This is a genomic window from Acidovorax sp. SUPP1855 (genome assembly GCF_030158955.1).
GTDB lineage: Bacteria > Pseudomonadota > Gammaproteobacteria > Burkholderiales > Burkholderiaceae_C > Paracidovorax.
In genome coordinates this window covers 1-25,076 of the sequence record NZ_BQXI01000050.1, presented here as the reverse complement: position 1 = coordinate 25,076, position 25,076 = coordinate 1, and the positions used below count along the sequence as shown (strand labels likewise).

Genomic DNA, 25,076 nt, shown 5'->3' with positions numbered 1-25,076 from the left:
ACGAGCAGCGGCCCCACCTGTCCCTAGAATACAAAACGCCCGATGCGGTGCACCGGGCGTCTCTTGCAAGCCAATTACGGCTAGGGTTCAGTCCCGCATAGGTGTCAACCTATTCCAGGACGGGTCATTCTCGTGGTGTGTGCAGGCACTACACTCCGCTGTCCGCCGATCGCAGGGATCCGGCAGAGGTACTCTAATTTTGATAGCTGTTTGCGCTGAAGGCGCGGGCGCTGGAGGTTCTTTTGATGCACGAGGGCAATGATTTCGCCAATGACACGCCCCTGGTGGTGCGCAAGCGGCGAAAAGGTATCTACATACTGCCCAATCTGTTCACGTTGGCGGCGCTTTTCGGGGGGTTCTATGCCATCGTGATGGCCATGAATGGCCGCTTCGACCTTGCGGCCGTCGGTGTGTTCTGCGCCATGGTGCTCGACAGCCTGGACGGGCGCGTGGCTCGGATGACCAATACGCAGAGTGCCTTTGGCGAGCAGATGGACTCGCTCTCCGACATGGTGTCTTTCGGAGCCGCACCAGCGCTCATTGCCTATGAGTGGGCGCTGAAGGGGCTGGGACGCTGGGGATGGATCGCCGCTTTCGTTTATTGCGCCTGTGCAGCCCTGCGATTGGCCCGTTTCAATGTGAACACCGGCGTGGTGGACAAGCGGTACTTTCAAGGCTTGCCATCGCCTGCCGCCGCCGCATTGGTGGCAGGCTTCATCTGGTTGTTGACGGAACTCGGTGTGCGCCGCGGCGAGACGGGCTGGATGAGCTGGTCACAGGTGAGCTGGACCATGTTCGGCTTCACGCTGTATGCGGGCCTTACGATGGTGACCAATGTCCCGTTTTACAGTTTCAAAGACATTCAGATGAAGAAGAGCGTGCCGTTCGCCGTGATCGTTTTGATCGCGCTGGGTATCGCCATCATCAACATCCACCCACCCACCGTGCTGTTCAGCGTGTTCGTGCTGTATGGCCTGAGCGGATACTTCGTCTATGCGTGGCGCAAGGCGAAAGGGCAGCACAGCAGCGTGATCAGCATGTCCACCGACGAGCCGGACGAACGTGGCTTGCACAAGTGATTGCGCCGCTGCGTCAGGCTGGTGTGCTACATTGCGCCGCATGAAAACGCTGGCACTGCCGCTGCTATCGCTATTCGCTTTCGGGCGAAGACGCTAGCGCACAGGCGCTCTTCTTGCAAAAAGGCCCGTATGCATCCGCAGCGGGCCTTTTTGCTTTGCGTGCCAGAATTTCAACGTTGCGGCCCCACCATCTCTGGAGAAACACAATGGCAGACAAGCTGATCATTTTCGACACCACGTTGCGCGACGGCGAGCAGTCGCCTGGCGCATCCATGACCAAGGACGAGAAGCTGCGCATTGCGCGCCAACTCGAGCGTCTCAAGGTCGATGTGATTGAAGCGGGGTTTGCTGCCAGCTCCAACGGGGATTTCGAGGCGGTACAGTCCATTGCGCAAGCCATCAAGGACTCGACCATCTGCTCCCTGTCCCGCGCGAACGATCGTGATATTTCGCGCGCGGCGGAAGCGCTGAAAGGGGCCAATAGCGCACGCATCCATACGTTCATTGCGACGAGCCCGCTGCACATGGAGAAGAAGCTGCGCATGACCCCCGAGCAGGTGCTGGAGCAGGCCAAACAGTCGGTTCGATTCGCCCGCAACCTGATCGGCGACATCGAGTTCAGCCCGGAAGACGGCTATCGCAGCGAGATGGATTTCCTGTGCCGCGTCCTGGAAGCCGTGATTGCAGAAGGAGCCACCACGATCAACGTGCCCGATACCGTCGGCTATGCGGTTCCCGAGCTGTATGGCAACTTCATCAAAACCCTGCGGGAGCGGATTCCCAACAGCGACAAGGCCATCTGGTCGGTGCATTGCCACAACGATCTGGGCATGGCGGTGGCCAACTCTCTGGCTGGCGTGAAGATCGGTGGTGCCCGCCAGGTCGAGTGCACGATCAACGGGCTGGGCGAGCGGGCAGGCAACTGCTCGCTGGAAGAGATCGTGATGGCCGTCAAGACGCGCAAGGACTACTTTGGACTGGAGCTGGGCATCGAGGCCCAGCACATCGTGGCGGCAAGCCGCATGGTCAGCCAGACCACGGGGTTCGTCGTACAGCCTAACAAGGCCGTGGTGGGCGCCAACGCTTTCGCGCATGCCAGCGGCATCCACCAGGACGGCGTGCTGAAGGCCCGCGACACTTACGAGATCATGCGCGCCGAGGATGTGGGCTGGTCTGCCAACAAGATCGTGCTGGGCAAGCTGAGCGGCCGCAATGCCTTCAAGCAGCGTTTGCTTGAATTGGGCGTGCAGCTTGACAGCGAAACTGATGTCAACAGCGCCTTCGCCAAGTTCAAGGAACTGGCAGACCGCAAAAGCGAGATCTTCGACGAAGACATTCTGGCGCTGGTCAGCGGTGAAAGTGCTGCCAACGAGCAGGAGCAATACGGCTTCGTGTCGTTGTCACAGCACAGCGAAACCGGCGAGCGCCCGCAGGCCACCATCGTCTTCACGGTGGGCGGCAAGGAGGTGCGGGGCCAATCGGACGGCAATGGGCCCGTGGATGCTTCACTCAAGGCCATCGAGTCGCACGTCAAGAGCGGAGCCGAAATGGTGCTCTATTCGGTCAATGCCATCAGCGGTTCGACGGAGAGCCAGGGGGAGGTGACGGTGCGGCTGCAGAACAGCGGCAGGGTGGTGAACGGGGTGGGCGCAGATCCCGACATCGTGGTCGCGTCAGCCAAAGCCTACATCAGTGCGTTGAACAAATTACAAAGTAAAGCCGATCGAGTCGCCGCACAAGGCTGACCATCGAATTTATAATTCATTCACTTTATTGAAAGGTCGCGCAAGGTATTGATCTTGCGCGACTTTTTTCGATTCTGTACACTGACAAACACTATTTACCGCTTGGAGCATTCTGATGCACGTACGCCCTCGCGCTTCTTCTCGTTTTTTTCGCACCGTCGCATTCCTTGCGATGAGCATTGCGCTCACGGCCACCTCGGTGCACGCGGCAGAGCGAAAGAAGGTGCAGGTCAAGAAGCAGGCTGCATCCTCGACGGCCAAACAGCGTCCTGTGGCACGCTCTGCCACGGTGGTTTCTCGCAAAGCCGTGACCCGTGTCAAGGCCACCACTCGCGCATCCGCGCGCAGCGTGAAGGCTGCCACGCGCATGGCGGCCGTCCCTGAAAAGCTGTCCTTCGGGCAAGTTGCAGGCCTGCATTCCCTCACCGACCCCCTGGATTTGAAGTCCAGCGTGGCCTTGGTCATCGACCAGGAGACCAACGAAGTCTTGCTGAGCAAGAACGACCATGCCGTTCTGCCGATTGCATCGCTGACCAAATTGATGACCGGGCTGCTCGTATCGCAGGCCCACTTGCCGATGGATGAGCCCATCACCATCACGCAAGACGATGTGGATACCGAGAAGTTCAGCAGTTCCCGTTTGGCCGTGGGCACGACCCTCACGCGAGGCGAGATGATGCATCTGGCCCTCATGTCCAGCGAAAACCGGGCAGCCCATGCCCTGGGTCGCACCTTCCCCGGCGGGCTGGAGGCTTTCGTTGCGCAGATGAACGCCAAGGCGAAGCTGCTGGGCATGACGGATACCCGTTATGTCGAGCCCACGGGCCTGTCCAGCCATAACCAGTCCAGTGCCCGCGATCTGGCCACCTTGGTGAACATTGCCCATGGCGATCCCATGCTGCGCGAACTCACCACGTCTCCCAGCTATGAAGTGGCCGTGGGGCGCCGCACGCTGCAGTACAACAACACCAATCGACTCGTGAAAAGCCCGGCTTGGGACATCGGCCTTCAGAAGACGGGCTACATCTCCGAAGCAGGCCGTTGCCTGGTGATGCAGGCCCAGATATCGGGCCGCAAGCTGATCATGGTTTTCCTGGACTCGGCAGGCAAGTTCAGCCGACTGGGCGATGCCGAGCGCGTGCGCAATTGGGTGGAAAAACTGCCTTCTATTGGCGGTGCGCCCACTCTGCACGCCATCGGCACGAAGCCTTGACGCTGCTCGGGCCCCGCCTGTTCTGAATGGCAGGGCTTGAGATTGGAGAGGTGAAAGACCAAAGGTGATCCGACCCCTTTGAACCACGCGCATTGCTTGCAATGCGCGTTTCTTCTTGGGGCTCGCTAGGGTGCAGCTGATTTGTCGCGCCGGTTGGTCGAATAGCCCAAGGCCTGGGAAATTTCGCTGGCAGTCGCCTGGAGCTTGGGCAACCAGTTCTCATCCAGTCGATCCGCGGGCGCGGAGATCGAAAGGCCTGCGACCAGATTGGCCTGATCGTCATACACGCCCGCTGCCATGCAGCGCACGCCGAGTTCGAGTTCCTCGTTGTCTCGCGCAATGCCGTATTGGCGGGCTTTGCCCAGTTCGCGCTCCAGGACCGGCAGCTGCGTGATGCTGTTGCGGGTGTGCCCCGACAGACCGGTGCGCATCGCATAGGCCCTCACCCGTTGTGGGTCGTCTGCGGCCAGAAACAGTTTTCCCGTCGAAGTCAGGTGCAGCGGCGCTCGGCCACCGATGGCCCGGACCACCTGCATGCCGGAGCGTTCACTGTAGGCACGCTCGACATACACGATCTCATCGCCCTGGCGCATGCTCAGATTGACGGGCTGCTGAATCAGCTTGTGCAGGTTGCGCATCGGGGTCAACGCCGCATCGCGCACGCTCAGGCGCGCTTTCACCAGGTTGCCCAATTCCAGCAAACGCATGCCGAGGCGGTAGCTGCCAGATTCCGGGCGGTCCACAAAACGGCCAATGGTCAGGTCGTTCAGGATGCGGTGGGCCGTGGAAGGGTGCAACCCGGTCTTCTCGCTGATTTCCTTGAGGGAAATCGACTCCTCGCGCGAGGTGAGCACGTCGATGAGTGCAAACATGCGCTCCAGCACCTGGACGCTGGGTTTGGCAGGCGCGCCGGCATCGTCTTTTTTCATGGTGATGTGTGTTGACGAGAAGCGCGCATTTTATCTTGTGAAATGCAGGGCGGCCGTCTTCACCACTTCAGGGCGCGAGTCTCCATTCGCCGTCGATCCGCAACTCGTGGGGCAGGAAGCGCGCCTTGTAGTTCATCTTCGGGCTTTCTTCGATCCAGTAGCCCAGGTAGACATAGGGCAGATCCAGGGTGCGCGCCTGCTCGATTTGCCAAAGCACGTTGTAGGTGCCGTAGCTGCAGCCGGGATCGGGTTCGTAGAACGTGTACACGGCCGACAACCCATCGTCCAGCACGTCCAGGATCGAGACCATCCGCAATGCACCGGGCGCACCGTCCACGTCGGGTTCGCGGAACTCCACGAGCCGGGAGTTGACCCGGCTTTGCAGCAGGAACTGGGTGTACTGGTCGATGCTGTCGTGGTCCATGCCGCCGCCGCAGTGGCGCAGGTTCTGGTAGCGCAGATAAAGCTGATAGTGCTCGGGCACGTAGCCCAGGCGCAGGACGCGTGCCTGCAGGTTGCCGTGCTTCGCCCACGCACGACGCTGGCTGCGATCGGGCTTGAAGGATTTGGTCAGCACGCGCAACGGCGTGCATGCCTGGCAGCCATCGCAGTAGGGGCGGTAGGTGAACATGCCGCTGCGGCGAAACCCCCGCGCCACCAAGTCCGAATACACGTCGTTCTGGATCAGGTGGCTGGGCGTGGCAACCTGCGAGCGCGCCTGCCGTGCAGGCAGGTAGCTGCATGGATAAGGCGCCGTGGCGTAGAACTGCAAGGTGTGCAGTGGCAAATCGTTGAGTTGCGTCATCCCGGGTTCCCGGTAGGGTGCATCAGCGCAGTCCAGTATACGGGCTCGAATTTCCAGGAAACCGGTGCTTCCTGGGAGGCCTTTGCCACGTGGTCGAGGAACCGGGCGCGGTCTATTTCATGGGCGCCGAAGGATGCCAGATGGGCCGTGTTCTGCTGGCAGTCGATGAGGGCCACGCCGTGGTGCCGGCACAAACAGACGAAAGCTGCGAGCGCGACCTTGGATGCATCGGTGGCGTGGGCGAACATCGATTCGCCAAAAACAGCCTTGCCCAGCGCAATGAAGTACAGCCCGCCGACGAGCCGGCCGTCGACCCACGTTTCCACACTGTGCGCAAAACCGGCGGCGTGGAATGCACGATAGGCGTCCACCATCTGCGGCACGATCCAGGTTCCGTTCTGGCCCGATCGGGGCGTGCCGGCACAGGCCTTGATGACCGCGCCGAAGTCATGGTCCACGCGGATTTCGCACTGGGGCGAGAGGCGGAATTTCTGCAAGGTGCGGCGCAGCGACCGGTGCAGCCGAAATTCCGCCACGGGCAGCACCATGCGGGGATCGGGGCTCCACCAAAGCACGGGTTGCCCGGGGCTGAACCACGGAAAAATGCCTCGCTGGTAGGCACTTTTCAACTGGGCGACGCTGAGATTTCCACCAGCGGCCAGCAGTCCCGGGGCCGCGGATTCGCTGCCCCAGCTGAGCGCCACGCTGGGAAATTCGTCGCCGGGTTGCAGCCAAGGCAAATGATCGTCAGCCATGCACAGGGAAGAATGGAAGAAGCAACGCATTGTCGCCGAGTGCGCAGGGCTGCGGGGCAGAGACGCCGCCTTCGGATCGGTTGTGCGGAAACTGCTTGGATGGAGTCGATCCAAGCTTGCCTTCAGCAGGCGATGGCAAAAAGGCCATCCCTGCGGATGGCCTTTCACTGGGGCGAGTGGCGGCGCTCGGGCCCCAGCTTTATCCGATCAGGGAATCAGGCGAACCTGCTCCACCTCGAACTCCATTTTGCGAATGCCCTTGTCGACCTCTCCCACCAGTTCCACCCGCTGCTGGGCACTGATGGGTTGGCCTGCCGGAAAGCGTTTGTCCGAAATCTCGACGGGCATGCGGCCGCTGTCGTCTGCGAAGGTGTAGTTTTTGCCACCGTCGTGGGACACGATGCGGCCTTGCAGGCGGACGTGCTGGTCGTCCGTGGCGGTGTCAAGCAGTTGCTTGACCGTCATCGTGGGCACCGAGGTGGGCCCGGTGTAGCCGCTGCCGGCTGCCGGTGCTGCAGCACGTTCGCCTGTGGTGGGACCGGTGTACTGCGCCATGGCCGGTGCGGCGGTGCCCAGCAGGCCGAGGGTGATAAAGAGCGCGGTGGCGGGTTTCTGCATGGCTTCACTCCTTTGGGATGGTTGAATGGCCTGCGGGTTGGGTGACCCGCAGCAAGGAACCACAAAGGATGCCGAAGCGGCAGAGGGCGGGGTGTAGGCGATGGCCGGACGGTCGATTCGGTCGATGTCGGCAATGCCTAGCCAAAAAATCAAGGGACCGGCAGACAACAAAAAAGCCCGCTATCGATGAAATAGCGGGCTTTTGTACAGCCTGGAAGGCTGTCAATGGCTCCTCGACCTGGGCTCGAACCAGGGACCTACGGATTAACAGTCCGGCGCTCTACCGACTGAGCTATCGAGGAATATTCGGTATCTGACTAGCGATGTAAAAGGCCCTGCGTACACATGCAAGGCCTTGATGATCTTGGCTCCTCGACCTGGGCTCGAACCAGGGACCTACGGATTAACAGTCCGGCGCTCTACCGACTGAGCTATCGAGGAACAAGACTTAGATTATATACACAAAAAGTGAGCAAATTCGAAGAACTGCGGCTGCCTGATGGATCGGGTTGCAGGTTGCTTCCCATGGGCCCTCAACGGGCCGGCTCCGGCCGCTGCCAAAGCCAGGCGAGCACGCACGCCATGCACAGCGAAGCGCTGATGGCAACCCAGCGGGGTGCGTGGCTGAAGACGAGCACGGCCGCCGCGAGCGCCATGAGGATGCTGGCGCTCCATTTGGCGCGGCGGCTCACCTGGCCGCCGTTGGCCCAGTCGCGCAGCATGGGGCCGAAAAGCGCGTGGCGCCACAGCCACGCGTGCAGCCGGGGCGAACTGCGAGCCGCCGCCCAGCCGGTCATGAGGATGAACACCGTGGTCGGCAGACCGGGCACGAAGATGCCGATGATGCCTGTCGCCAGGCTCAGCACCGCAAAGCACAGCAGCAGCCAGCGCACCGGCAGGGGCAGCGGGGCAGGGCGGGGCGGCGGCGGTGGCAAAGGCGCTGGCGGGGGCGGCATGCCTGGATTGTGCCTGCGGCATGGGGTTGGTCGGCGCGCTATGCTGCGGGCACTTCGACGCTGACCGTCGGCCCTTCTTTTCATTCCCATGACCGTTCAAAACATTCTCAAGATGGGCGATCCGCGCCTGCTGCTCGTGGCCCAGCCCGTGACCGAGTTCGATACCGACGCGCTGCACCTGCTGGTACGCGACATGCTGGACACCATGGAGGCAGTCAATGGCGCCGGCCTGGCCGCGCCGCAGATCGGCGTGGATCTGCAACTGGTGATCTTCGGCTCGGACCGCAAGAACCCCCGCTACCCCGACCGGCCCCTGGTGCCGCGCACCGTGTTGCTCAACCCGCAGATCACCCCACTGGGCGACGAGGAGGAAGAGGACTGGGAAGGGTGCCTGTCCGTTCCTGGCCTGCGCGGCAAGGTGCCGCGCTGGTCCCGCATCCGCTACCAGGGCCTGGACCCGTATGGCGACCCGATCGATCGCACGGCGGAGGGGTTCCATGCGCGCGTGGTGCAGCACGAATGCGACCACCTGATCGGCAAGCTCTACCCGATGCGGGTGCGCGATTTCTCCCAGTTCGGCTACACCGAGGTGCTGTTTCCCGAGCTCGCCGACGCGGAAGACGACTGACGGACCAGGCAAGCGTTGCCTCGGAAAAGATGAATGGAATTGGCCGCCAGCGCAAACAATACTAGGGCGTCGTGCTATCAAATAGGTAGCATCGGATGCGATGGATCCCGGTGGCCCTTCACTCGGACAACGCGTTCAGCAGTTCGGTCTCGATCTGTATCTGCCGTGCGTTGCTTTGCAGTTCCGGGCCGTGCACGAGGAAGGTGTCCTCCACCCGCTCGCCCAGGGTGCTGACCTTGGCCAGCTGCACGCTCAGGTGGTGGCGCGAAAGGATGCGCGCCACCAGGTAGAGCAGGCCCGCCCTGTCGCTGGCGGAGATGTTGATGAGCCAGCGCTGGGCTTTCTCGTCGGGGCGCAGCGTGACGCGCGGGGCCACGGGAAAGCTCTTCACGCGGCGCGAGACGCGCTTGCGCGCCGGCTCGGGCAGGCCCGCGGTTTCGTCCTCGATCGCGCGGGCGAGATCGCTCTCCACCATGTGCGTGAGTTCGCGGTAGTGTCCGGCCTGCTCCGAGGCCACGACCTGGAACGTATCGAGCGCGCAGCCATCGTGGGCGGTGTGCACCCGCGCATCGAGGATGCTGAAGCCCGCCCGGTCGAAATAGCCGCAGATGCGGGCGAAGAGGTCGGGCTGGTCGGGCGCATAAACCGCCACCTGCAGGCCCTCGCCCGCCAGCGACTGCCGCGCGCGGACCACCGTGCGGCCGGTGCCAACGTAGCGCGAGAGGTGGCGCGTGTGCCAGGCGATGTCGGCGGCTTCGTGCCGCATGAAATAGCCCACGTCCAGCGTGTCCCACAGCTTCTTGTGCGCCTCGAACGGCTGGGCCTGCAGCGCCAGCATGACCATGGCTTCGCGCTTGCGGGCCTCGATTTCGGCGGCGGCATTGGGGGCGTGGCCGCCCAGGGCGCGCAGCGTGGCGCGGTACAGGTCTTCCAGCAGCTTGCCCTTCCACGCGTTCCAGACCTTGGGGCTGGTGCCGCGGATGTCCGCCACGGTGAGCAGGTACAGCGCGGTGAGGCGGCGCTCGCTGCCCACGCGCTGGGCGAAAGCGCCGATCACGTCCGGATCGGACAGGTCCTGCTTTTGCGCGACCTGGCTCATGGCCAGGTGCTCGCGCACCAGGAACTCGACCAGTGCCGCGTCTTCCTCGTCCACGCCGTGCTGGCGGCAGAAGTGGCGCACTTCCTCGGCACCGATCTTGGAGTGGTCGCCGCCGCGGCCTTTGCCGATGTCGTGGAACAGCGCCGCCAGGTACAGCAGCCACGGCTTGTCCCAGCCGCCGGCCAACTGCGAGCAGAACGGGTATTCGTGCGCATGCTCGGCCATGAAGAAGCGGCGCACGTTGCGCAGCACCATCAGGATGTGCTGGTCCACGGTGTAGACGTGGAACAGGTCGTGCTGCATCTGGCCCACGATGCGGCGAAACGGCCAGAGGTAGCGGCCCAGCACCGAGGTCTGGTTCATGAGCCGCATCGCATGCGTGATGCCCGAGGGCTGCCGCAGGATCTTCATGAAGGTCGCGCGGTTGACCGGGTCGCGGCGGAAGGCGCTGTCCATCGCCCCGCGGGCGTTGTAGAGCGCGCGCAGCGTGCGCACCGACAGGTCCTTCAGCCCCAGCGTGGTCTCGTAGAGCAGGAAGGTTTCCAGGATGGCGTGGGGGTGCTTCTCGTACAGGTCGTCGCTGGCCACTTCGACGAGGCCGGCCTTTTCGAAGAAGCGATCGTTGATGCGGTGCAGCTCGTGCGTGGAGGGGCTGAGCCGCTCTTCGATGTTCAGCAGCAGGATCTGGCTGAGCTGCGACACGGCCTTGGCGGCCCAGTAATAGCGGCGCATGAGGGTTTCGCTCGCGCGCATGGCCAGGCGCTTGCCGTCGGGCGAGTGGGAGCGGTAGCCGAACGATTCGGCCACGGCGGTCTGCAGGTCGAACACCAGCCGGTCCTCGTGGCGGCCGGCCACGGCGTGCAGACGCGCGCGGATGAGGAACAGCACGGCCTCATTGCGCTCGATCTGGGCCACTTCGAACGGCGTGGCCATGCCGTTGGCGGCCAGTTCGCGCCAGTCGCGTCCCAGGCCGGCCGCGCGCGCGACCCACAGCACCGTCTGCAGGTCGCGCAGGCCGCCGGGCGATTCCTTGCAGTTGGGTTCCAGCGAGTAGGGCGTGTTTTCGTACTTGGTGTGGCGCTGGCGCATCTCCAGCGTCTTGGCGATGAGGAAGTCCTGCGCGTCCATCTGCGCGTCGTAGCGCTGCTGGAACGCGGCGAACAGCGGCGCACTGCCGCAGACGCGGCGGGCTTCGAGCAGCGAGGTCTGCACGGTCACATCGGCCGCGGATTCGGTCAGGCACTCGGCCACCGTGCGCACGCTGGAGCCGATCTCCAGGCCCGCGTCCCAGCAGCTGCCGATGAACGATTCGATGCACGTGGACAAGGCGCAGCCGGCCCCGGGCGTGGCGCCGTCCGGCAGCAGGACGAGCACGTCGACGTCGGAATGGGGAAAGAGCTGCGCCCGGCCGTAGCCCCCCACGGCCACCAGCGTCAGGTCGTCCGGCATGCCGGCGCGCTGCCACAGTTGGCGCAGCAGGCGGTCCGCCAGGGTGGAGAGCTTGTGCAGCAGGGTGCGAACGCCGCGCGTGGATGCGCCCGTGGATTGCAGCGACGCGAGCAGGGTGGCCTTGTCTTGGCGGTAGGCGTCGCGCAGGGTTTGCAGGTCGGTCATGGACGGCGGCGGGGTGGCAGGTGCGGGTGGGGCAACGGAGCGGTGGGCAGGTTAGCACCAGACAAGCAAGAACCGTGCGCCCGGCCGCCGCGCGGCCGGCCCGCGCGCCGTGTTCCGGTCAGGTCTTCGTGGCGGTCACGAAGGCCGGCAGCGGCGGCGATCCGGCCGACAGGGTCAGGACTTCGTAGCCGGTCTCGGTCACCAGCACGGTGTGCTCCCACTGGGCCGACAGGCTGCGGTCCTTGGTCACGATGGTCCAGCCGTCGTTGCCGAATTCCTTCACCTCGCGGCGGCCGGCGTTCAGCATGGGCTCGATGGTGAAGGTCATGCCGGGCAGCAGCTCATCCAGTGTGCCGGGGTAGCCGTAGTGCAGCACCTGGGGCTCTTCGTGGAATTTCTGGCCGATGCCGTGGCCGCAGAACTCGCGCACCACCGACAGACCGTGGCCCTCGGCGTACTTCTGGATGGCGTGGCCGATGTCGCCCAGGCGGGCGCCGGGCTTGACGCGCTGGATGCCGATCCACATGGCGTCGAAGGTAAGGCTGCACAGGCGCTTGGCGGCGATGGAGACGTCGCCGATCAGGTACATGCGGCTGTTGTCGCCGTACCAGCCGTCCTTGGTGATGACGGTGACGTCCACGTTCATGATGTCGCCCTTCTTCAGGGGCTTGTCGTTCGGGATGCCGTGGCAGACCACGTTGTTGATCGACGTGCACAGCGACTTGGGGTAGGGCGGATAGCCGGGCGGCTGGTAGCCGATGGTGGCGGAGATGGTGCCCTGCTGCGCCATGCATTCGGCCGCGAGGCGGTCGATTTCGTTCGTGGTGATGCCAGGCTGGATGTGGGGCGCGATGTAGTCCAGCACTTCCGAAGCCAGTCGGCATGCCTCTCGCATGCCGGCGATGCCTTCGGCGTCTTTGATGGTGATGCTCATGGGGCCAATTATCCCATCGGCGCTTGGCCGATGCGGGCCACGCGGGCGAAGGCCTCGTCGGCGATGCGATCCGCCCCCGGTAAAATGCCGGGCTCAGCATTCTCCGCACCCTGCCCAGCCGCCCCCAGTCAGCGGCCGGCGGTTCAGGGTGGGGCCGCACCTTTTCCATCACCCAACAGGCCGCCGAAGTGATCTCGCCGACATCGTCCACGAAGCCCTCCTTGCACCTCAGCACGTTCGAAGGCGGCAACGCCCTCAGCGCCTTCCGCATGCGCCAGCTGCTGCCCGCGCTGCAGGCCATCCACGATCGCATCACGGGCATCGCCGCCCGCTTCGTGCACTTGGTGGCCACCGACGCGGCGCCCACCCCGGCCGAAAGCGGCCGCTTCGCCGCGCTGCTGACCTATGGGGACCCCTACGGCGGCCCGGCCGATGGCCCGGCCATCGTCGTCACGCCGCGCCTGGGCACGGTCTCGCCCTGGGCGTCGAAGGCGACCGACATCGCGCACAACTGCGGCCTGGCGCTGCGCCGCGTGGAGCGCATCACCGAGTACCGCCTCTCGCTCAAATCCGGCCTGCTGGGCGGCACGCCCACGCTGACCGACGCGCAGCGCGGGCAGATCGCCGCGCTGCTGCACGACCGCATGACCGAATCGGTGGTGTGGGACCGCTCGGGCGCCGAGGCCCTCTTCACCGAGCTGCCGGCCGCGCCGATGGAGTTCGTCGATGTGCTGGGCGGCGGGCGCGCGGCGGTCGAGGCGGCCAACGCCCAGTGGGGCCTGGCGCTGGCCGACGACGAGATCGACTACCTCGTCAATGCCTTCCAGGGCCTGGCGCGCAACCCCACCGACGTGGAACTGATGATGTTCGCGCAGGCCAACAGCGAGCACTGCCGCCACAAGATCTTCAACGCGCAGTTCACCATCGACGGCGAGAAGCAGGACAAGAGCCTGTTCGCCATGATCCGCAACACCCACCAGCTGGCGCCCCAGCACACGGTGGTGGCGTATTCGGACAACGCCTCGGTCATGGAAGGCACGCGCGTCGAGCGGTTTTTGGCCAAAATGCCCGCCAGTGCAAATTCCACTAGGGCAGTGTGCTATGAAAAGAGTAGCGTCACGAACCACATCCTGATGAAGGTGGAAACGCACAACCACCCCACGGCCATCTCGCCGTTCCCCGGCGCTTCCACCGGAGCGGGCGGCGAGATCCGCGACGAGGGCGCCACCGGCCGCGGCTCCAAGCCCAAGGCAGGCATGACCGGCTTCACGGTGTCCAAGCTCTGGGGCGGCGAGTTCGGCAAGCCCGAGCACATCGCCAGCCCGCTGCAGATCATGGTGGAAGGCCCCCTGGGCGGCGCGGCGTTCAACAACGAGTTCGGCCGGCCCAACCTGCTGGGCTATTTCCGCGAATACGAGCAGTCGGTGGGCGGCGTGGACCGGGGCTACCACAAGCCCATCATGATCGCCGGCGGCCTGGGCACCATCGATGCGGGCCTCACGCAGAAGATCGAATTCCCGGCCGGCTCGCTGCTGATCCAGCTGGGCGGCCCGGGCATGCGCATCGGCATGGGTGGCAGCGCGGCCAGTTCCATGGCCACGGGCGCGAACGCGGCGGAGCTCGATTTCGACTCCGTGCAGCGCGGCAACCCCGAGATCGAGCGCCGCGCGCAGGAGGTCATCAACCACTGCTGGGCGCAGGGTGCGGCCAACCCCATCCTGGCGATCCACGACGTGGGCGCGGGCGGGCTGTCCAATGCCTTCCCCGAGCTGACCAACGACGCCGGCCGGGGTGCGCACTTCGACCTGCGCGCGGTGCAGCTCGAAGAGTCGGGCCTGGCCCCGAAAGAGATCTGGTCTAACGAAAGCCAGGAGCGCTACGTACTGGCGATCGCGCCGCAATCGCTGGAGCAGTTCCGCGCCTTCTGCGAGCGCGAGCGCTGCCCGTTCGCCGTGATCGGCACCGCCACCGAGCACCGCCAGCTGGTGCTGGAGGACACGGCCGCCACCGGCGATCAGAAGCTGCCGGTGGACATGCCCATGGAAGTGCTGCTGGGCAAGCCGCCCAAGATGCACCGGGACGTGAAGACCGTGCAGCGCGAATTCGCGCCCATCGACCTCACGGGCGTGGCGCTGCAAAAGGCGGTGATCGACGTGCTGGCGCACCCCACGGTGGCGAGCAAGCGCTTTCTCATCACCATCGGCGACCGCACGGTGGGCGGCTTGTCGCACCGCGACCAGATGGTGGGCCCCTGGCAGGTGCCGGTGGCCGACTGCGCCGTCACGCTGGCCGACTTCCAGGGCTTTGCCGGCGAGGCCATGAGCATGGGCGAGCGCACGCCGCTGGCCGCCATCGACGCGCCCGCGTCGGGCCGCATGGCCGTGGCCGAGGCCATCACCAACCTGCTGGCCGCGCCCATCGAACTGCCGCGCGTGAAGCTCTCCGCCAACTGGATGGCCGCCTGCGGCGAGCCCGGCGAGGATGCCGCGCTGTACGCCACCGTGAAGGCCGTGGGCATGGAGCTGTGCCCGGCGCTGGGCATTTCGATCCCGGTGGGCAAGGATTCGCTGTCCATGCGCACCCAGTGGAAAGATGAAAGCGGTGCGAAGAAGGTCACTTCCCCCGTGAGCCTGATCGTCAGCGCCTTCGCCACGCTGGCCGACGTGCGCGGCACGCTCACGCCGCAGCTGGACGCGGCGGAGGACGACACCACGCTGGTGCTGATCGACCTGGGCCATGGCAAGGCCCGCATGGGCGGCAGCATCCTGGGCCAGGTGCTGGGCCAGAGCGGCGACGTGGCGCCCGACCTGGACGACGCGCAGGACCTGGTGCGCCTGGTCGATGCCGTGAACGCGCTGCGCGCCAAGGGCCAGATCCTGGCCTACCACGACCGCAGCGACGGCGGCCTGCTGGCCGCGGTGGCCGAGATGGCTTTCGCCGGCCATGTGGGCGTGGCGCTGAACGTCGATCTGCTCGTGACCGAGGGCGACGGCATCAGCGACAGCCGCATGGAAACGGGCGACGCCAAGAACTGGGCCTCGCAGGTGAGCGCGCGCCGTGAGGAGCTGACGCTCAAGGCGCTGTTCAACGAAGAGCTGGGCGTGGTGCTGCAGGTGCGCACCGCCGAGCGCAACGAGGTCATGCAGACCCTGCGCGAGCACGGCCTGTCCCGGTCCAGCCACTTCATCGGCAAGACGCGGCCTGCCTCGTCCACCATGGACGCCGGCAAGGGCGAGCTGCAGGTGTGGCGCGATGCCAAGAGCGTGTTCAGCGCCACCCTGTCCGACCTGCACCAGGTGTGGGACGCGGTGAGCTGGAAGATCACGCAGCAGCGCGACAACCCGGCCACGGCCGATGCCGAGCATGCCGCCGCAGGCGTGCCCAATGATCCGGGCCTGCACGTGGCGCTCACGTTCGATCCGGCCGAGGACGTGGCCGCGCCGTTCCTGAACCTCGCGCGGCCGAAGGTCGCCATCCTGCGCGAGCAGGGGGTCAACTCGCACATCGAGATGGCCTACGCCTTCACCGAGGCGGGCTTCGAGGCCTACGACGTGCACATGACCGACCTGCAGACCGGCCGCGCGCAGCTGTCGGACTTCGCCGGCGTGGTGGCCTGCGGCGGCTTCAGCTACGGCGACACGCTGGGCGCCGGCATCGGCTGGGCGCGTTCGATCACGTTTAACCCGGTGCTGTCGGAGCAGTTCCAGGGCTTCTTCGGCCGCAAGGACACCTTCGGCCTGGGCGTGTGCAACGGCTGCCAGATGTTCGCCGAACTGGCCGACATCATTCCCGGCGCCGAGGCCTGGCCGCGCTTCACCACCAACCAGAGCGAGCGCTTCGAGGCGCGGCTGTCGCTGGTGGAGGTGCTGGAGTCGCCCAGCCTGTTCTTCGCCGGCATGGCGGGCAGCCGCCTGCCGATTGCCGTGGCGCACGGCGAGGGCTACGCCAACTTCAAGTACCGCGGCGACCCGGCCCAGACCATCTCTGCCATGCGGTATGTGGACCACCACGGCGCGGCCACCGAGCAGTACCCGTTCAACCCCAACGGCAGCGCGGGCGGCCTCACGGCGGTGACCACGGCCGATGGGCGCTTCACGGCCATGATGCCGCACGCCGAACGCGTGTTCCGCAACGTGCAGATGAGCTGGACCAGCGGCGACCGCAGCGCGCTGAGCCCGTGGATGCGCATCTGGCGCAACGCGCGCCGCTGGGTGGGCTGAGAAAGCCGAAGAGCCGGGAGCGCGTCCGGCGCGCTACGGCGGCCGGTGCGCTCGGGCCGTCTTCGGCGTTCAGGTGCGGCGGTACACCAGCAGTCTGCCTTTGTAGGCGGGCGCATCGTCCAGCGCGGCGCGGTCCAGCCGTTCTTCGCGCAGGCCGAAGCCCTGCGCGGCCATCTGCTTGCTGAAGGTGGCGCGGTTGCCCCGGTCCGGGTCCACGATCCAGACCTGGGCCGCGGGGCCCGCGTGCAGGTCGATGAAATGCGCGAGGCTGGCGCGGGCGTCGCGTTCATACAGCAGGTCGCTGCCCATGATGAGGTCGAACAGTCCATGCACCGGGCCGCCGTGCGCCTGCGCGAGCGGACTCTCGTCCTGCTGCGGCGGGCCCAGCGCTTCGCCGCTGCCCCATTGGCCCTGGCGGTACTTCATGGTGCCCATGCCGTTCAGGCGCAGGTTCTCGCGCAGGAAGGTGCCGGCCAGCGGGTGGCAGTCGCTCGCGGTCACGTCGGCGCCTTGCCGGTGGCACACCAGGCTGGCCAGTGCCAGGCCGCAGCCCAACTCCAGGATGCGCTCGCCCGCCTGCACGGGCCGCGCCGCCATGCGCGCGGCCAGTTGCGCACCCGAGGGCCACAGCAGGCCGAAAAGAGGCCAGGCGGCGGAGGAGATGCCCAGGGTTTCGGCGTCGCCTAGGGGGTCGGAGAACTGCTGGCGGTCCAGCAGGGAGCGGATGACGAGGTCGTCGACGCCGGCGATGGCGATGTTTTCTTGCTTGGTCAGGTAGCCTGGCATGCTGCGGGAGCGAGAGCCCGCGTGCAGGACCCCGATATCGGTGGGAAGGCCGCCAGTATGCGCCTTGCACCGACACGGACCCATCGCAGGGCGTTGCTATAGTGGGCGCCGCCTGGGCGATGGGCGCCTGGTTTTTCGGCCGGCATGCCCGGCCCGCGCGGCGCTCCCGTGGCTTTGCCGACTCTCGCGCCGTGGCCCACGGACCCGCTCCCTCCCTCGATTTTTTAAGGATTCCCATGGCCGGTGCCAGCCTTTTGACGCTGCTCGACGATATCGCCACCGTTCTGGACGACGTGGCCCTGATGACCAAGGTCGCGGCCAAGAAGAGTGCTGCCATGGCCGATGACGTGTCCGTCATGACCAAGGTGGCGGCGCAGAAAACCGCCGGCGTGCTGGGCGACGATCTGGCGCTCAATGCCCAGCAGGTCACGGGCGTGCGCGCCGATCGCGAGATTCCGGTGGTCTGGGCGGTGGCCAAGGGCTCGCTCGTCAACAAGGCCATCCTGGTGCCGGCCGCGCTGCTGATCAGCGCCTTCATTCCCTGGGCGGTGACGCCGCTGCTCATGGTGGGCGGCGCGTTCCTGTGCTTCGAGGGCGCGGAGAAGCTGGCGCACCGGTTCCTGCCCCACGGCGATGCCCCCAAGGAAGAGGCGGGCCGCGAGGCGCATGCCCTGGCCAACGCCAACCCGGCGGTGGACATCGCCGCCTTCGAGAAGGATAAGGTCAAGGGCGCGGTGCGTACCGACTTCATCCTGTCCGCCGAGATCATCGCCATCACGCTGGGCACGGTCGCCAGTGCCCCGTTCGGGCAGCAGGTGGCCGTGCTGGCCGGCATCGCGCTCATCATGACGGTGGGCGTGTACGGCCTGGTGGCCGGCATCGTCAAGCTGGACGACCTGGGCCTGTGGCTCACCCGCAAGACGGGACGCGCTGCGCAGGCGCTGGGCCGCGGCATCGTGGCTGCCGCGCCCTGGCTCATGAAGGTGCTCTCGGTCGCCGGCACGGCGGCCATGTTCCTCGTGGGCGGCGGCATTCTGGTGCATGGCGTGCCCGCCATACACCACGCGGTCGAGGGCCTGGCCGCATCGGCGGCCCAGTGGCCGGCGGGCGGCCTGTGGCGCGTGCTGGTGCCCAACCTGCTCAATGCGGTGGTGGGCATCGTGGCCGGTGCCGCCGTGCTGGCGGTGGTCACGCTGGTGCAGCGCATGCGGGGCAAGGGCGCGCACTGAGAGCGGGGAGAGGGCGCTTTCAGGCCCTCGCGGCCCGCGGCACAACCTGCCGGCGGTTTGATCCATGGCAAGGCCGCCCGGGCCGTTTGCCGGCCCAATGCATGCACGGGGGTCGTCCCCGTTCAACGCATCGAGTTTCCGTATGAAAAAAAACCTGCTGGCCCTGGCCGTGCTGTGCGCATTGACCTCCGGCGCCGCCTTCGCGCAAACGGCGGAAGGCCCCTGGCTCGTTCGTGCGCGTGCCGTGAACTTGGATTCCTCCAACAAGGACAGCACCGGCCTGGGCTTGTCGATCAACGACAAGACGCTGCCTGAAGTCGACATCTCGTATTTCTTCAACCGCAACATCGCCGCCGAGCTGGTGCTGACCGTGCCCCAGAAGCAGCGGCTGTCCTCCAGCGCCCTGAACGCGCAGATCGGCACGCTCAAGCACCTGCCGCCTTCGCTGATGCTGCAGTACCACTTCGACACCGCGGGCTTTCGTCCCTACGTGGGCGCGGGCGTGAACTACACGCGGTTTTCCAGTGTGCGCCTGCCCGCCGGCGTGAGCATCGACAAGAGCAGCTGGGGCGGCGCCCTGCAGGTCGGCGTGGACATTCCCCTCACCAAGAACCTGGTGCTGAACTTCGACGTGAAGAAGGTCTACATCCAGACCGACGTGTTCGCAGCCGGTGCCAAGCTGGGCACCTTCAAGATCGATCCCGTGCTGGCCGGCGTGGGCCTGGGCTGGCGGTTCTGACCGCGGGCCGCGGGTGCGGCCATTGACAGCCTGGTGGGGAAAGCCGGCGCGTGGCGCCGGCTTTTTTCATGGGGCCGTGCCGGCACCGAACGGCCCCGCGCCGCCCGCATGTCCCCACATGCGCCGCCACAGCGCGGCGAGGGCCGTGCCGATGTCCGGGCGCTGTCCGCGCAGCGCCACCTCGGGCTGGCCGGCGTCCAGTTGCGCGGGCGTGCCGAGATCGAACTGGAAGCTGTAGTCGGGCTCCTGCCCCATGCGCAGATCGGTCACGAAGACGCGGCCGTCCCGCGAACGCATGCGATAAAAGCCGTGGCTGAAGCGCGCCACCCGCTGCACGGCCGGCACGGCTCCGTAGCGCTGGATCAGCGGGGCTCCGCGCTCGTGCACCGTCCATTGCATGGGCCTGTTGCCGTCGGCCAGGGCGTAGAAGCCTTCGGCATATTGGGTGGGCGTGACCGCCACCACCCGCCACAGCAGGGTGTTGAACGGGGTGGGCGTCACCAGCAACGTCTGCACCGGCAGGCCCTGCGTGCGCAAGGATGCCATCGCCACGCCGGTGACGTGCTGCTGCACGCCCACGCTCCACGCCAGGTAGAGCGTGCTGAGCGCCAGGCCCCAGCGGTTCCAGCGGGCCCCGACCGGCGGGCCGCTCGCCAGCGCGGCGACCACGCCGACGATCAGCGGCACGGTGTACAGCGGGTCGATGATGAAGATGCTGCCCACCCCGTACGGGTGGCTGGTGAACGGTTTCCACAACTGGGTGCCGTACACCGTCATGCCATCCAGCAGCGGGTGGGTGACGAGCGCGAGCCACATCGCCAGCCACCACCTTCGCCAGCCGGCCTGCTCGCCATGCAGGCGGGCCACCAGTGCGCCCAGGGGCAGCGAAAACAGGCTGAGGTACAGCAGGGCATGGCTTTCCGCCCGGTGCTCGACCATGTTGGCAATCGCATTGCCGTGGTCGATGAACGCGTCCAGGTCCGGCAGCGTGCCGGCCACCGCCCCCCACAGCGCGGCTTTCCAGGGGGCGGTGCGCCGGCCCATCACGGCGAGCGAAACGGCGGAACCAAGGGCGATCTGGGTCAGGGAATCCATGGCAGCGAAGCAGGCCGTGGTAGCCGGCCGGTGGTGTCGACCGGCAGAGTTTGGCCCAGCCGCGCCGATGCGCCCCGGGGCCTTCGAAAAAACCGTGCGGTGGCGGGGACGATGGCGGTGCGTGTCCCAGAAAGCGCAGCCTATGTGCTGCCGGATGGCGCTGATGGATTTGCGGACGTGTCCTACATCCGGGTGGCGGGGCGTCTGTAATGCTCTGTTACATGGCCGTTTCAGGTTGCCGAAGAGCGATTGGAGACGGCCATGCGTTGCAGCCGCGCCGCCCCCGGTGCGCCGCGATCCGACAGACCCATCCCCCGAGCGACATGCAGAACACACCGCACCACGACATCCTCCAGGGGTTGGCCCGCCGTCCCGCGTGCATTTCCCCCAAGTATTTCTACGACCAGCGGGGCTCCCAGCTGTTCGAGGAAATCACCCGATTGCCCGAGTACTACCCCACGCGCACCGAGCACGCGCTCATGCGGACGCACGGCGACGACATCGCCCGCGCCGTGGGGCAGGGCGGCACCGTCATCGAACTGGGCGCGGGCAACTGCGAGAAGGCGCGCACGCTGTGCCGCCTGCTGCAGCCCGAGCGGTTCGTGGGCGTGGACATCTCGGCGGACTTCCTGCGCGAGGGCGTGGCCCGCCTGTGCAGCGACCTGCCCGCACTGCAGGCCCATGCGGTGGCGGGCGATCTGACCCGCCCCATCCAGTTGACCCCGGACATTCCCCGCGCACGCCGCGTGGTGTTCTACCCCGGCTCGTCGATCGGCAATTTCGACCCGCCCCAGGCGCTGGAACTGCTGTCGCGCATGCGTGCGCTGGTGGATGCCGACGGCGCGCTGCTGATCGGCATCGACCTGCCCAAGGACGTGGACGTGCTGCAGGCGGCCTACGACGATGCAGCCGGTGTCACGGCCGCGTTCAACCGCAACGTACTGGCTCATGTGAACCGGCTCATCGGCAGCGATTTCACGCCCGAGGCGTGGGAGCACCGGGCCTTCTTTAATGGGGAGCAGTCGCGCATCGAAATGCACCTGGAGGCCCGCGAGAGTGCGCAGGTGCGCTGGCCCGGCGGAGGGCGCGACTTCGCCGCGGGCGAGCGCATCCACACCGAGAACAGCTACAAATACAGCCTCACGGCCTTCCAGGCGCTGCTGGCGCGCGCGGGTTTTTCGCGCGCGCAGGCCTGGACGGACGAGCGGGTCTGGTTCGCCGTGGTGCATGCCCAGCCATGAACTTCGCCACCCGCTCCCCCCATGCCGTGGCGCCTTGCACGCTGAGCGCCCGCTACGCCGAGGTGCGCCGGGCCTCCATGGCCCTGGCGCTGCCGCTGTCCGACGAGGATTGCTGCGCGCAATCCATGCCCGATGCCAGCCCGGTGAAATGGCACCTGGCGCACACCACCTGGTTCTTCGAGACCTTCATCCTGGAGCCGAACGAGCCCGGCTTCGCGCCGTTCCACCCCGCCTTCCGGGTGATCTTCAATTCCTACTACAACGGCGTGGGCGACAAGCACCCGCGGCCGCAGCGCGGCCTGCTCACCCGGCCCGCACTGCCGCAGGTGCTGGCCTACCGGGCTGACGTGGACGGCCGCATGTCGCGCCTGATGGCCGAGCGACCGGACGACGCCGCGCTGGCGGCCCTGGTCGAACTGGGCCTGCAGCACGAGCAGCAGCACCAGGAACTGATCCTCACCGACGTCAAGCACCTGCTGTCGTGCAGCCCGCTGTGGCCGGCTTACCGCCTGCCGGGGCATGCGCAGGCGCAGTCGCAGCAGCAGGCCCAGCCCTCACCGGCCGGCGGCGTCCCGCTGACCTGGCAGCCCTTTGCCGGCGGCGTGTGCGAGATCGGCCATCCGGGCGGGGACCGGGGCGGCTTCGCCTTCGACAACGAAGGGCCGCGCCACCGCGTGTACCTGCAGCCGTTCGAGCTGGCCAACCGGCCGGTGACCACTGCCGAGTACCTGGCGTTCGTCGAGGACGGCGGCTACCAGGAGTCCGCCCACTGGCTGGCCGAGGGCTGGGACTGGGTGCGGGCGCAGCAGCTGTCGCACCCCATCTATTGGCAACGCCAGGGCGCGGCCTGGTACGAGTTCACCCTGGCCGGACCGCGCCCGCTCCAACCCCACGCACCCGCGGTGCACCTGTCGTATTACGAGGCCGACGCCTATGCGCGCTGGGCCGGCGCGCGCCTGCCCACCGAGGCCGAATGGGAGGTGGCGGCCACCTCCCAGGGCGTGCAGGGGGCGAACGCTGCCAGCGGCCATTTTGCCGACAGCGGCACGTTGCATCCGCGGCCGGCTTCCGATGCCGGGCGGGGCCTGGTGCAAATGTTTGGCGACGTGTGGGAGTGGACGCAGTCCAGCTACGCCGCCTACCCCGGTTTCCGCGTGGCCGAGGGCGCGGTGGGCGAGTACAACGGCAAGTTCATGGTCAACCAATACGTTCTGCGCGGCGGCTCGTGCGCCACGCCGGCCGGGCACGTGCGGGCGACCTACCGCAACTTCTTTCCCGCCACCGCACGCTGGCAGTTCTCGGGGCTGCGGCTGGCGCGGGATGTGTGATGGGGTTGATTTGCTATTGAATTAATAGCGGTATGCCCTAGTACTGATTGTGCTGGAGGCCAAAAAGACCATGGATCGCATGAGGGCGGCCGCAGTCCGCCGTCCCGGCCACGCGGCGGTCACACCGCCTGCAGCGCCTGCGCCAGGTCGGCCTGCAGGTCCTCGATGTGCTCGATCCCCACGGACAGCCGCACCATGCCTTCCGTGACGCCGGCCTTGGCCAGTTCGCCGGCATCGAGCTGGCGGTGCGTGGTCGATGCGGGGTGCGTGGCCAGCGAACGGGCGTCGCCGATGTTCACCAGGCGCGTGAAGAGCTGCAGCGCATCCAGGAAGCGCGCACCCGCCGCACGCGGGTCCGTGCCTTCTTCCGAACGCAGGCTGAACGACAGGATCCCCGACGCCCGTCCGCCCAGCTGGCGCTGCACCAGCGCGTGGTCCGGGTGGTCCGGCAGGCTGGCGTAGCGCACCCACTCCACCTTGGGATGGCCTTGCAGCGAGCGCGCAATGGCCAGCGTGTTCTCGCAGATGCGGTCCATGCGCAGCGCGAGCGTCTCGATGCCCTGCAGGATCAGGAATGCGTTCTGCGGGGCGAGAGCCGCGCCGGTGTTGCGCAGCGGCACTACACGCGCGCGGCCAATGAAGGCCGCCTCGCCCAGCGCCTCGGTATAGACCACGCCGTGGTAGCTCACGTCGGGCTCGTTCAGGCGCGGAAAGCGCGCCTTGTGCTTCGCCCAGGGGAACTTGCCGCTGTCCACGATGGCGCCGCCCACGCTGTTGCCGTGGCCGCCCAGGTACTTGGTGAGCGAATGCACCACGATGTCGGCGCCGTGTTCGATGGGGCGCAGCAGGTAGGGGCTGGGCACCGTGTTGTCCACGATGAGCGGCACGCCATGGTCGTGCGCCACTCGGGCCAGGGCCGCGATGTCGGTCACGTTGCCCAGCGGGTTGCCGATGGATTCGATGAAGATGGCTTTGGTGCGCGCGTCGATGTGCTGCGCGAAGCTGGCCGGATCGCGTGGATCGGCGAACCGCGTGGTGATGCCCTGCTGCGGCAGCGTGTGGGCGAAGAGGTTGTAGGTGCCGCCGTAGAGCGTGCTGGCCGATACGATGTTGTCGCCGGCTTCGGCGATGGTCTGGATCGCGTAAGTGATGGCTGCCATGCCCGAGGCCACGGCCAGCGCGGCGATGCCGCCCTCCAGCGCCGCGACGCGCTTTTCCAGCACGTCGTTGGTCGGATTCATGATGCGCGTGTAGATGTTGCCCTGGACCTTGAGGTCGAACAGGTCGGCGCCGTGCTGGGCGCTGTCGAAGGCATAGGCCACCGTCTGGTAGATAGGCACGGCCACCGCCTTGGTGGTGGGGTCGGGCGACTGTCCGGCATGGACGGCGAGGGTTTCGATCCGCATGGGTTGCTGTCTCTTTCTGGGGTGACGGGAACAGGGTGCGTGAAGCGCAGGCAAGGCCTGCGCAACGCAGTGCGGGCCATTCTTGCACCGTGTGCCCGGCGGCCGAACAACGCATTGGCTATGTGCTTATTTCGGCCAACAAAAGGGTGTCAGCGTTCGCATGGCGGGCACAGTTTTGAGTTCGGGCAGCCATCGTGTGCGAAACGCGTCCGGTACTCTGGAATTATTTTCACCATAAAGCATGGCAGGCAAAAACCGATTCCTGACGAAAGGTCGGCAAGGGGCCGATATGGGTAATGGTTTGGACTGTGTGGTTATGCGGTTGACATTGGAGTCAATGCCAGATCAGCATGGTTGACCCTTGACATTCGGCGGTCGTTAATCCGATCAGATAACCTGAAAAAATTCATTTCATCTTGAAACAAAAAATACGTATAGAAAATACTTATTACCTCTTTTGAAAAGACGATAGATCGCTATCATCCGCGCCACTAAATCAAAAGAGGGAGCGGTCCAAAGACCGTCAGCCAATGACACGCCGCGTCACGATCCAAACGCCATTGGGAGAACAGCTGCAGTTTCGCCGCCTGCAGGGCCGGGAATCTTTGAGCGAGCTGTTTGCGTTGGATGTGGACCTGCTGAGCGAGAGCAAGTCCC

At 66.0% G+C, this 25,076-nt stretch carries 19 protein-coding genes and 2 tRNA genes; 9 read left to right on the top strand and 12 right to left on the bottom strand.

Annotated elements, in window-relative coordinates; translation table 11 throughout:
- Nucleotides 1-245: 245 nt before the first annotated feature.
- The 3 genes from pssA to AVMA1855_RS24995 all read left to right on the top strand — a co-directional run bounded on the left by pssA (nucleotide 246) and on the right by AVMA1855_RS24995 (nucleotide 4,037).
- Nucleotides 246-1,079, top strand: a complete 834-nt coding sequence (gene pssA, locus AVMA1855_RS25005) for a CDP-diacylglycerol--serine O-phosphatidyltransferase (protein ID WP_284427766.1) — start codon at nucleotides 246-248, stop codon at nucleotides 1,077-1,079.
- 206 nt (nucleotides 1,080-1,285) lie between these two features.
- Entirely contained in the window at nucleotides 1,286-2,824 is a 1,539-nt protein-coding gene (locus tag AVMA1855_RS25000) for a 2-isopropylmalate synthase (RefSeq protein WP_284406930.1), read from the top strand.
- A gap of 115 nt (nucleotides 2,825-2,939) precedes the next feature.
- Nucleotides 2,940-4,037: a serine hydrolase gene (locus AVMA1855_RS24995; RefSeq protein WP_284427765.1), complete on the top strand. Its 1,098-nt coding sequence runs from the start codon at nucleotides 2,940-2,942 to the stop codon at nucleotides 4,035-4,037.
- Nucleotides 4,038-4,162: 125 nt separating this feature from the next.
- Here AVMA1855_RS24995 and AVMA1855_RS24990 read toward each other — a convergent pair whose 3' ends face one another.
- From AVMA1855_RS24990 to AVMA1855_RS24960, 7 genes are all read right to left on the bottom strand, one after another.
- On the bottom strand, nucleotides 4,163-4,966 hold the full coding sequence (locus AVMA1855_RS24990; RefSeq protein WP_284427764.1) for an IclR family transcriptional regulator: 804 nt from the start codon (nucleotides 4,964-4,966) through the stop codon (nucleotides 4,163-4,165).
- A gap of 67 nt (nucleotides 4,967-5,033) precedes the next feature.
- Nucleotides 5,034-5,771 carry an arginyltransferase gene (locus AVMA1855_RS24985; RefSeq protein ID WP_284412441.1) on the bottom strand — a complete coding sequence of 246 codons (738 nt, stop codon included), beginning with the start codon at nucleotides 5,769-5,771 and terminating at the stop codon, nucleotides 5,034-5,036.
- Nucleotides 5,768-6,526: a leucyl/phenylalanyl-tRNA--protein transferase gene (gene aat, locus AVMA1855_RS24980; protein ID WP_284427768.1), complete on the bottom strand. Its 759-nt coding sequence runs from the start codon at nucleotides 6,524-6,526 to the stop codon at nucleotides 5,768-5,770. The genes AVMA1855_RS24985 and aat overlap by 4 nt, the downstream gene beginning before the upstream one ends.
- 207 nt (nucleotides 6,527-6,733) lie before the next feature.
- Nucleotides 6,734-7,144, bottom strand: coding sequence for a YgiW/YdeI family stress tolerance OB fold protein (locus tag AVMA1855_RS24975; RefSeq protein WP_284427763.1), 411 nt, complete (start codon nucleotides 7,142-7,144; stop codon nucleotides 6,734-6,736).
- A 226-nt stretch (nucleotides 7,145-7,370) separates the two neighbouring features.
- Nucleotides 7,371-7,446, bottom strand: a tRNA-Asn gene (locus tag AVMA1855_RS24970).
- 63 nt (nucleotides 7,447-7,509) lie between these two features.
- A tRNA-Asn gene (locus AVMA1855_RS24965) sits at nucleotides 7,510-7,585 on the bottom strand.
- A 92-nt stretch (nucleotides 7,586-7,677) separates the two neighbouring features.
- Nucleotides 7,678-8,100, bottom strand: a complete 423-nt coding sequence (locus AVMA1855_RS24960) for a YbaN family protein (RefSeq protein WP_284427762.1) — start codon at nucleotides 8,098-8,100, stop codon at nucleotides 7,678-7,680.
- Between the two features lie 88 nt (nucleotides 8,101-8,188).
- On the opposite strand from AVMA1855_RS24960, the gene def reads away from it, so the two are divergent.
- The gene (def, locus tag AVMA1855_RS24955) at nucleotides 8,189-8,728 is read left to right on the top strand and encodes a peptide deformylase (RefSeq protein WP_284427761.1); all 540 of its coding nucleotides are present in this window, start codon (nucleotides 8,189-8,191) and stop codon (nucleotides 8,726-8,728) included.
- A gap of 118 nt (nucleotides 8,729-8,846) precedes the next feature.
- Here def and AVMA1855_RS24950 read toward each other — a convergent pair whose 3' ends face one another.
- Nucleotides 8,847-11,441: a [protein-PII] uridylyltransferase gene (locus tag AVMA1855_RS24950; protein ID WP_284427760.1), complete on the bottom strand. Its 2,595-nt coding sequence runs from the start codon at nucleotides 11,439-11,441 to the stop codon at nucleotides 8,847-8,849.
- A gap of 118 nt (nucleotides 11,442-11,559) precedes the next feature.
- Complete coding sequence (gene map, locus AVMA1855_RS24945; protein WP_272569475.1) at nucleotides 11,560-12,375, bottom strand: type I methionyl aminopeptidase; 816 nt, start codon at nucleotides 12,373-12,375, stop codon at nucleotides 11,560-11,562.
- A gap of 221 nt (nucleotides 12,376-12,596) precedes the next feature.
- On the opposite strand from map, the gene purL reads away from it, so the two are divergent.
- Entirely contained in the window at nucleotides 12,597-16,595 is a 3,999-nt protein-coding gene (gene purL / locus AVMA1855_RS24940) for a phosphoribosylformylglycinamidine synthase (RefSeq protein WP_502870378.1), read from the top strand.
- Between the two features lie 69 nt (nucleotides 16,596-16,664).
- Here purL and AVMA1855_RS24935 read toward each other — a convergent pair whose 3' ends face one another.
- On the bottom strand, nucleotides 16,665-17,381 hold the full coding sequence (locus AVMA1855_RS24935) for a class I SAM-dependent methyltransferase (protein WP_284427759.1): 717 nt from the start codon (nucleotides 17,379-17,381) through the stop codon (nucleotides 16,665-16,667).
- A 236-nt stretch (nucleotides 17,382-17,617) separates the two neighbouring features.
- Between AVMA1855_RS24935 and AVMA1855_RS24930 the strand changes: the two genes are divergently transcribed.
- Together AVMA1855_RS24930 and AVMA1855_RS24925 are read left to right on the top strand one after the other, a co-directional pair.
- Nucleotides 17,618-18,610: a DUF808 domain-containing protein gene (locus AVMA1855_RS24930; protein ID WP_284400141.1), complete on the top strand. Its 993-nt coding sequence runs from the start codon at nucleotides 17,618-17,620 to the stop codon at nucleotides 18,608-18,610.
- A 142-nt stretch (nucleotides 18,611-18,752) separates the two neighbouring features.
- Nucleotides 18,753-19,349, top strand: coding sequence for an OmpW/AlkL family protein (locus AVMA1855_RS24925; protein WP_284412446.1), 597 nt, complete (start codon nucleotides 18,753-18,755; stop codon nucleotides 19,347-19,349).
- Between the two features lie 66 nt (nucleotides 19,350-19,415).
- On the opposite strand, the gene AVMA1855_RS24920 is transcribed toward AVMA1855_RS24925, so the two are convergent.
- Nucleotides 19,416-20,444, bottom strand: a complete 1,029-nt coding sequence (locus AVMA1855_RS24920; RefSeq protein WP_284427758.1) for a metal-dependent hydrolase — start codon at nucleotides 20,442-20,444, stop codon at nucleotides 19,416-19,418.
- 323 nt (nucleotides 20,445-20,767) lie between these two features.
- Here AVMA1855_RS24920 and egtD point away from each other — a divergent pair, with 323 nt between their 5' ends.
- Nucleotides 20,768-21,685, top strand: a complete 918-nt coding sequence (gene egtD / locus AVMA1855_RS24915) for an L-histidine N(alpha)-methyltransferase (RefSeq protein ID WP_284427757.1) — start codon at nucleotides 20,768-20,770, stop codon at nucleotides 21,683-21,685.
- Nucleotides 21,682-23,013 carry an ergothioneine biosynthesis protein EgtB gene (gene egtB, locus AVMA1855_RS24910; protein ID WP_284427756.1) on the top strand — a complete coding sequence of 444 codons (1,332 nt, stop codon included), beginning with the start codon at nucleotides 21,682-21,684 and terminating at the stop codon, nucleotides 23,011-23,013. Before egtD ends, egtB begins: the two co-directional genes overlap by 4 nt.
- Before the next feature lie 119 nt (nucleotides 23,014-23,132).
- Here the strand turns inward: egtB and AVMA1855_RS24905 are convergent, their stop codons facing one another.
- Nucleotides 23,133-24,419, bottom strand: a complete 1,287-nt coding sequence (locus AVMA1855_RS24905; RefSeq protein ID WP_284427755.1) for an O-acetylhomoserine aminocarboxypropyltransferase/cysteine synthase family protein — start codon at nucleotides 24,417-24,419, stop codon at nucleotides 23,133-23,135.
- Nucleotides 24,420-25,076: the final 657 nt, after the last annotated feature.